At 76.0% G+C, this 7,842-nt stretch carries 7 protein-coding genes and 2 riboswitches; of the genes, 5 read left to right on the forward strand and 2 right to left on the reverse strand.

All coding sequences use genetic code 11. From position 1 onward, the window contains the following. A partial coding sequence (locus QEZ54_RS36055; RefSeq protein WP_281309280.1) for a hypothetical protein occupies positions 1 to 470 on the reverse strand: 470 nt, incomplete at its 3' end. A gap of 14 nt (positions 471 to 484) precedes the next feature. Further along, positions 485 to 1,528 carry a prenyltransferase/squalene oxidase repeat-containing protein gene (locus QEZ54_RS36060; protein WP_281309281.1) on the reverse strand — a complete coding sequence of 348 codons (1,044 nt, stop codon included), beginning with the start codon at positions 1,526 to 1,528 and terminating at the stop codon, positions 485 to 487. Positions 1,529 to 1,626: 98 nt separating this feature from the next. Continuing rightward, positions 1,627 to 1,756, reverse strand: a riboswitch (cobalamin riboswitch). A 53-nt stretch (positions 1,757 to 1,809) separates the two neighbouring features. Then, positions 1,810 to 1,936: riboswitch (cobalamin riboswitch) on the forward strand. Between the two features lie 104 nt (positions 1,937 to 2,040). Here QEZ54_RS36060 and QEZ54_RS36065 point away from each other — a divergent pair. From QEZ54_RS36065 to QEZ54_RS36085, 5 genes are read left to right on the forward strand one after another with little or no spacing between them, the layout of a single operon-like run. After that, positions 2,041 to 3,402 (forward strand): prenyltransferase/squalene oxidase repeat-containing protein, encoded by a 1,362-nt coding sequence (locus tag QEZ54_RS36065; RefSeq protein WP_281309282.1) that lies wholly within the window; start codon positions 2,041 to 2,043, stop codon positions 3,400 to 3,402. Between the two features lie 47 nt (positions 3,403 to 3,449). Continuing rightward, positions 3,450 to 4,271, forward strand: coding sequence for a hypothetical protein (locus QEZ54_RS36070; protein ID WP_281309283.1), 822 nt, complete (start codon positions 3,450 to 3,452; stop codon positions 4,269 to 4,271). Next, complete coding sequence (locus tag QEZ54_RS36075; RefSeq protein ID WP_281309284.1) at positions 4,264 to 5,385, forward strand: CbiQ family ECF transporter T component; 1,122 nt, start codon at positions 4,264 to 4,266, stop codon at positions 5,383 to 5,385. Before QEZ54_RS36070 ends, QEZ54_RS36075 begins: the two co-directional genes overlap by 8 nt. Further along, a complete protein-coding gene (locus QEZ54_RS36080) occupies positions 5,382 to 7,004 on the forward strand; it encodes an ABC transporter ATP-binding protein (RefSeq protein ID WP_281309285.1) in 1,623 nt (540 codons plus the stop codon). Before QEZ54_RS36075 ends, QEZ54_RS36080 begins: the two co-directional genes overlap by 4 nt. After that, the gene (locus tag QEZ54_RS36085) at positions 7,001 to 7,801 is read left to right on the forward strand and encodes an ECF transporter S component (protein ID WP_281309286.1); all 801 of its coding nucleotides are present in this window, start codon (positions 7,001 to 7,003) and stop codon (positions 7,799 to 7,801) included. Before QEZ54_RS36080 ends, QEZ54_RS36085 begins: the two co-directional genes overlap by 4 nt. The last annotated feature ends 41 nt before the right edge of the window (positions 7,802 to 7,842 follow it).

Raw genomic sequence — 7,842 nt, forward strand, 5'->3', positions numbered from 1 at the left:
GGGGCGGTGATGGACGGTGCCGTGCCCGCGCCGAAGGCCCAGCCCTCGACGGTGCCCGGCGCCGGGTTGTAGCTGCTCGCGCCCGAGGAGCTGTAGGTCCAGGCGGCGCCGTGCGTGCTGGCGTGCCAGTACGACCAGTAGGCCGTCGCGGGCGGCGTGTTGACACAGGCCTGCTGGGCGGCGGTGGGCAGGCCGTTGATGCGGCACACGAACGCCAGGCCCCAGCGCGAGGTGCCGGCGACGGTGAACCCGCCCCCGGTCAGCGCGTTGATGCCGCTGGTCGGGTCGCCGGGCGCGCAGGCGGTGACGACGCCGCCGCCCAGCGAGGCGAAGTCGACGACCACGGTCACGCCGGTGCTGCCGGAGCAGGCCGCCGCGTGCGCGGCCGGGGCCTGCACCAGCACGGTGCCGGCGGCGACGGTGAGGGTGGTGAGCAGGGCGGTCAGCGCCCGGCCGAGGCGGCGGTTCATCGGGACGGCCCCTTTCACGGGCAGGCGAGGGTGGGCGCGGTCGCGACCGAGCCGGCCGCGTCGAGGTTGGCGTAGCCGCGGCCGGTCAGGCCGAGCACGGCCTGCGCGGTCGCGCGCGGGCCGGTCGCCGGGTCGAAGACCCCGGTCGTGTACGAGATCGCGCCCCGGTCGGCGACCGCACCGGCGCAGCCGACCTGCAGCCCGCGCAGGAACACGCGCGCCTTCGCGGCGGCCACCAGACGGCCGCTGGTCTGCAGCGCCTGCGCGGCCAGACCGGTGCTGTTGGCGTTCTCGACGCCGGCCGAGGCGAACCCGCCGTCGGCCTGCTGCTGGCTGACCAGCCAGGTTGCGCCGCTGTTGGCGTGGGTCGCGTCGCCCGCCGCCCGCAGCGCCTGCACCGCCAGCGCGGTCGCGTCGACGTCGCTGACGCAGCTCGGCTGGTCGAAGTAGACCGGGAAGCCGCCGTCGGCGCAGGCCGTTCCGGCCAGGTAGGACACGGCCGCCGCCGGGGCGCCCGCGGCCGTGCGGTCCAGGGCGATGACGGCCAGCGACTGGGTGAAGCCGTTGCTGAAGTCGCCCCACGCGGACAGGTCGCTGAACCGGCCCGAGGGCGCCTGCAGGCCGCGCAGCCGCGCGATCAGGTCGACGCCGCCGAACGCGGTCGGGTCGGCGCCGGTGACCTCGGCGGCCAGCGCCAGCTTGGCGGTGGCCCCGGCGTACGCCTCGGTGCCGTCGCCGATGTAGCCGCCGAGGGTGGCCGGTTCGGCCAGCCACGCCATGGCCGCGTCGCGGTAGGTGCCGCCGGTCTTCGACGCGGCGAACGCGAACACGGCGTCGATGGTGAGGCCCTGGTCAGGGTAGGCGAAGCCGTCGAAGACGACCTCGAACCGCTCGCCGTCGACCATCTGCCGGGCCAGCCAGCCCGCGGCCGCGTCGGCCCGATTGTGGGTGGGGTCGGCCGCGGCGGGGGCGGCGGTGGCGATCAGGGTGGCGAGGACGATCGCGAGGCCCGCGCCGGCCCGGCGCACACGGCGGCCGAGCAGCTGTTGAGGGGACATGGCACTCCTTGGGGGCGCCATGGGAACGACGTGCCTCGACCCGGGCCGTCGCGCGACGCGGAGCGAAGCGGCCGAGCCCAAGACGCGTGGTCGGAATCCGCGGGTGGAGCGTCACCGGCAGGTTTTCGGGCTCGGGATGCGAATGGTCGCGTCCTCACCGTTGCGCGTCAGCCCCGGGTTCACACCGGGTTCCCCTGCGCGATGACGACCTCACGCTAAGCCATGCCCCCGGGTTCGCGCGAGTTGCGTACGTGACAGGGCCCTCGCGTTGACGCCCGGCGACCCCGTGTGGTCGGATGGCCGTTCCAGCACATCAGGGGAAGCCGGTCGAAGCCCGGCACTGGCCCGCAGCCGTAGGTCCTCTTCGGAGGACGAGTCGGATTACCTGGTTGGAACGCAGCAACCCCCAGCGTCGTCGTGGTCCACGGCGCGGAGCCTGAGCACCCCGGGGCAGTGGTTCCGCGGGCGGTCGGTGCCCGCGCCAGCGCCGCTCAGCCCCCCGGGAGAACCCCATGCCCGTACCCCGCCCGCGCGTGGCCGCCCTGCTCGCGGCTCTGGCCCTGGCCACTCTCGCCGCCGCCCCGGCCGCCGCGGCCGAACCCGCGCCGAGCCCCGCCCCGAGCCCCTCCGCGAGCCCCGCCCCGAGCCCCTCCGCGAGCCTTGCCGCGAGCCCCGCCCCGAGCCCGTCACCGGCGGCGAGCCGCAGCCCGTCGGCCGGCATGTCGCCGGGCCCTGCCCGGCAGGCTCTCGCCGCGTCCACTCCGGACCTGGTGACAGGGGTGGCCTACCTGCGCGCACCGGCCAATCTCAAGGACGGGCGCTACTACGAGTCGTTCCCGGGCTTCCCGGACTTCGGCCTGACCGTCGACGGCGCGTTCGCGCTGGCCGCGACGGGTGCCGACGACGCTCGGCTGCGCGCGGTCACCGAGTTCATCCGCACCGGCGGGGTAGTCGGCGACGGCGGCTTCACGGTCGACTCCTGGCTCGGCATCGGCACCGAGTACGCCTCGGGCGGTTCCATCGGCAAGGTCGCGGTGCTCGCCCAGGTCACCGGGTTCGACCCGCGCGGCTTCGGCGGCCACGACCTGATCGCGGCGCTCAAGGACGTCACCTGCGCGAGCGCGGACGAGGCCACCGGTTGCGCCGGACCGGGCAACTACACCTGGTCCAGTTCGGTGTTCTCGCAGGCGCTGGGCGTGCTGGCGCAGCTGCGCGCCGGGCAGGCCGCCGACGCGGCGGGACCGCTGGCTTTCCTGCTCGGGCTGCAGCGGCCGGACGGCTCGTTCCCCAGCCTGATCCCGGCCACCGCCGAGGACCGCGACGTGGACAGCACCGCGATGGCCGCGATGGTCCTGGACCTCGCGGGCGGCCACGACGCCGCGCTCGGCAAGGCCCTGGCCTGGATCGCCGGGCAGCAGAAGGAGCACGGCGGCTTCCCCGGCGCGGCGGGCGACTCGACCAACTCCACCGCGCTGGCGGTCCAGGGCCTGTCGCTGCGCGCCGACGCGTACGCCGAGGAGCTGGTCCGGGCGCGGGCGTTCCTGGCGGGGCAGCAGAACGGCGACGGCGGGTTCGACGTGGCGCTGGGCGTCGACGGGTCGGACCTGCGCGCGTCCACGCAGGCGGTCTGCGGTGCCACCGGCGTCTCGTTCGGCACGCTGCTGCGCGACGTACACGCGCTGCCCGGGGGTCCGGCGACGCCGTCGCCGCTGCCCTCGGCCTCGCGATCGGGTGACGGCGGGCCGGGGCTGCCGGTCACGGGGTTCCCGCTGACGGCGACGGTGGTGGCGGCGCTGGTCCTCATCGCGGTGGGCGCGGTGCTGCTGGTCGGGTTCGGGTTCCGGCGCCGGGCCGTCAGCGGCGGTGGACGGTGAGGCGCGCGCGCTCACACCTGCGGGGTTGTGGGTACACCCCCACAGGTGTGGGCCGGCTGGGCGCAGCGGTCCTGGCACTGGTGGCGGTGCTCGCGTCGGGGGCGCCCGCGCTGGCCGAGCCGCAGCCGATCGGGCAGTGCACCACCAGCTCAGGTGTGATCCTGGCGGTGGACTTCAGCCACTGGGGCGGGCCGCTGCTGCGGGCCTGCGGCACCACCCCGACCACCGGATACCAGCTGCTCAACCAGGGCGGCTGGCGGACCTCGGGCACGCAGCACGACGGGCCCGGTTTCGTCTGCCGCATCGGCTACTCCGGCTACCAGGGCGGCAAGCAGTATCCGACCTCGACGACGGAGAAGTGCGTGCTGACGCCCCCGGCCTCGGCGTACTGGTCGTACTGGCATGCCGATCCGGGGCAGGACTCGTGGTCGTACTCGCAGCTCGGGGCGATGAGCTACCGGCCGAAGCCGGGCAGCGTCGACCTGTGGACCTTCGGCGCGACCGATGTGGACGGCGGCCACGGCAGGCCGAAGTTCAGCCCGAACAGCGTCCGGGCCCGCAACACCAGCCCGCCCGGGGCGTCCAGTCCGAAGCCGAAGCCGACCAGCCCGCGCCCCGCCGCGTCCACGGCCTCGCCCGCCGCCGACCCGACCGCGCCGGCACCGTCGGCAAGCGTCGCGGCGAGCGCGACGGCGTCGGCCGCGCCGACCGAGGAGGTGCCGCCGATCGTCGACGCCGCCCCGACCGCGGCGGCCGCCGCGCCGGACTCCGGCACGGCCGTGCCGCTGCTGGTCACGGCCGCGATCCTGCTGCTGTTCGGGGCCGGTGCCGTGATCGCGGTACGCCGCAGGCGCACCGGCGATGAGTAGCCTCGCCGCGGCCCGGCTGCCCCGGCCGCTGCACCCGATCGCGTGGTGGCTGTGGGCGCTGGCCCTCGCCACCGCCGCCAGCCGCACCGGCAACCCGCTGCTGCTGGCGCTGATCTTCGCGGTGCTCGGCCTGGCGGTGACCGTACGCCGCGGCGACGCCCCCTGGGCCCGCGCCTTCGGCTACTACCTGCTGCTGGCCCTGTCCGTGATCGTGATCCGGGTGCTGTTCCGGGCGGTCTTCGCCGCCGGCACCGCCCCCGACGACCACATCCTGTTCACCCTCCCGCACCTGCCCACCCCCGACTGGTACGCCGGCATCCGGCTCGGCGGCCCGGTGTCGCTGGAAGCCGTGCTGTCGGCGGCCCTGGACGGCATGCGGCTGGCCTGCCTGCTGTGCTGCATCGGCGCCGCCAACACCCTGGCCAACCCGAAACGGGCCCTGCGCGTGCTGCCCGGCGCCCTGTACGAACTGGGCGTCGCCGTCACCGTGGCGCTGACCGTGGCCCCGCAGCTGGTCGAGAGCGTGCAGCGGGTCGCCCGCGCCCGGCGCCTGCGCGCGGGGCGGACGAGGGGGCTGCGGGCCCTGCGCGCGATCGCGCTGCCCGTGCTGCACGACGCGCTCGACCGGTCGCTGCGGCTGGCCGCCGCGATGGACTCGCGCGGCTACGGCCGCACCGGTTCGGCCACCCGGACGTCGCGGCTGCTCACCGGCGCGCTGATGCTCACCGGCATGACCGGCCTGTGCGTCGGGGCGTACGGGCTGCTGGACCCCACCGTCCCGGGCGGCGTCGGCGTGGGCGGGTTCGCCGCCGGAGCCGTGCTGTGCACCGGCGGGCTCATCCTCGGCGGGCGCCGGGTGTCCCGCAGCCGCTACCGGCCCGACCCCTGGCAGTGGCCGGAGTGGACGGTCGCGGTCGGCGGGCTGGCCGCCGCGGTGGTGCTCGCAGCCGCTACCGGCTACGACCCGGCCGCGCTCGGCACCGGCCCGCTGCGCTGGCCGACGCTGCCGGTGCTGCCCGCCGCCGCGATCCTGCTCGCGGCCGTGGCCGCCCTGGCCGCGCCGCCGCCCCCGCCGCGCCACCGGCCCGCCGTACCGGCCGGAGCGCTGCCGTGATCCGGTTCGAGCACGTGTCCGTCACCTACGCCGGTGCCGCCGCGCCGGTGCTGCGCGACGTCGACCTGCGGCTGGACGAGGGCGAGCTGTGCCTGGTCGTCGGGCACACCGGCACCGGCAAGTCCACCCTGCTCGGCGCGGTCAACGGCCTGGTGCCGCACTTCACCGGAGGCACCCTGACCGGCCGGGTCACCGTCGCCGGACGCGACACCGCCCACCATCCGCCCCGCGAGCTGGCCGACCTGGTCGGCGTCGTGGGCCAGGACCCGGTCGCCGGGTTCGTCACCGACACCGTCGAGGAGGAGCTGGCGTACGGCATGGAGCAGCTGGCGCTGGACCCGAAGGTGATGCGCACCCGCGTCGAGCAGGCGCTGGACCTGCTGGGCCTGGCCGAGCTGCGCCACCGGGGCCTGCACCAGCTCTCCGGCGGGCAGCAGCAGCGCGTCGCGATCGCCGCCGCGCTCACCGCCCACCCGCGGGTGCTCGTACTCGACGAACCGACCTCGGCGCTGGACCCGACCGGGGCCGAGGACGTGCTCGCGGCGATCACCCGGCTCGTGCACGACCTCGGCATCACCGTGGTGCTGGCCGAGCACCGGCTGGAGCGCGTCATCCCGTACGCGGACCGGGTGCTCCAGGTGACCGGCGACGGCGCCGTGACCTGCGGTGACCCGGCCGTGGTGCTCGCGGCGTCGACCGTCGCGCCCCCCGTGGTCGAACTGGCCCGCCACGCGGGCTGGACCCCGGTCCCGCTGTCGGTACGCGACGCCCGCCGCCGCGCCGCCGCGCTGCGCGAGCGCCTGCCCGCCGCGCCGCCGCCGCACCGCACCAGCCGCGCCACCGAGGCGACGGAGCTGACCGCGCGGGGCGTGACCGTGCGCCACGGGCCCGTCGTCGCGGTGCGCGGCGTCGACCTGGACCTGCACCGGGGCGAGGTGACCGCCCTGATGGGACGCAACGGGTCGGGCAAGTCGTCGCTGCTGTGGGCGCTGCAGGGGGCGGGGCGCCGCGACGGCGGCTCGGTCGCGGTGCGTGACGGCTCGGGCCGTACCGACCCGAGGTCGGTGTCGGCCGCGCGCGCCCGCGCCCTGGTCGGGCTCGTCCCGCAGAGCGCCGCCGACCTGCTCTACCTCGACACGGTCGGCGGTGAACTGGACCAGGCCGACCGCGACGGCGCCGCGCCCGGCACCGCCGCGACGCTGCTGGACGCCATCGCGCCCGGCATCGACCGGGCCGCCCACCCGCGCGACCTGTCCGCCGGCCAGCAGCTCGCGCTGGTGCTCGCGGTGCAGCTGGCGGTCACGCCGGGGGTGGTGCTGCTTGACGAGCCGACGCGCGGCCTGGACTACCGCGCGAAACAGGCCCTGGCCGCGACCGTCGACACGCTCGCCGCGCGCGGGCACGCCCTGGTCGTGGCCACCCATGACGTCGAGTTCGCCGCGCTGGTCGCCGACCGGGTGGTGGTGCTCGCCGAGGGCGAGATCGTCGCCGACGGACCGGCCGCGGCGGTGCTCACCGCGTCGCCGTCGTTCGCGCCGCAGGTGGCGAAGATCCTGGCCCCGGCGCCGTACCTGACCGTCGGGCAGGTGCGGGCCGCGCTCGCGGAGGAGGCGGTATGACCGCGGCCCGCGCCGTACGCGTGCCCGCCCGCGCCGCCGCCGTGATCACGATGGCGGCGCTGCTGGGGCTGGTGGCCTTCTTCTGGCCGTTCGTCGTCGCACCCGGACGGCTGGGCTCCACCCAGACGCCGCCCCTGCTGTTCGGGGTGCTGCTGCTGGTGGTGCTGGCGGTGGTGCTCGCCGAGATCGCCGAGAAGCGGATCGACGCCAAGGCGCTGGCCATGCTCGGCGTGCTGTCGGCGGTCAACGCGGCCCTGCGGCCGCTGGGGGCGGGCACCGCCGGGATCGAGACGGTGTTCTTCCTGCTGGTGCTCGCCGGCCGGGTGTTCGGACCCGGCTTCGGCTTCACCCTCGGCTGCACCTCATTGTTCGCGTCGGCGCTGCTCACCGGCGGGGTCGGCCCGTGGCTGCCGTACCAGATGTTCGGCTGCGCGTACGTCGGCATGCTCGCGGGCCTGCTGCCCCCGCTGCGGGGCAGGGCCGAGATCGCGATGCTCGCCGGGTACGCCGCCGTCTCCGGTTACCTCTTCGGCTTCCTGCTCAACCTGTCGTTCTGGCCGTTCTCCCTCGACCCGAACAGCTCCATCGCGTACGAACCCGGCCTGCCGCTGCTCGAGCAGCTGCAGCGCTACCTCGTGTTCTTCACGGTCACCTCGCTCGGCTGGGACACCGGCCGCGCCGTCACCACCGCGATCCTGGTCGTCCTGACCGGACCGGCCGTGCTCGCCGCCCTGCGCCGCGCCGCCCGCCGCGCCGACTTCCACGCGGTGTCCGTCTTCGACCCGCCGCCACCCTGATTCGCAATGGTGCAGTTTCGGGGAAAGTGCAGGAATCCAAG

Source organism: Catellatospora sp. KI3, assembly GCF_029948125.1.
GTDB lineage: Bacteria > Actinomycetota > Actinomycetes > Mycobacteriales > Micromonosporaceae > Catellatospora.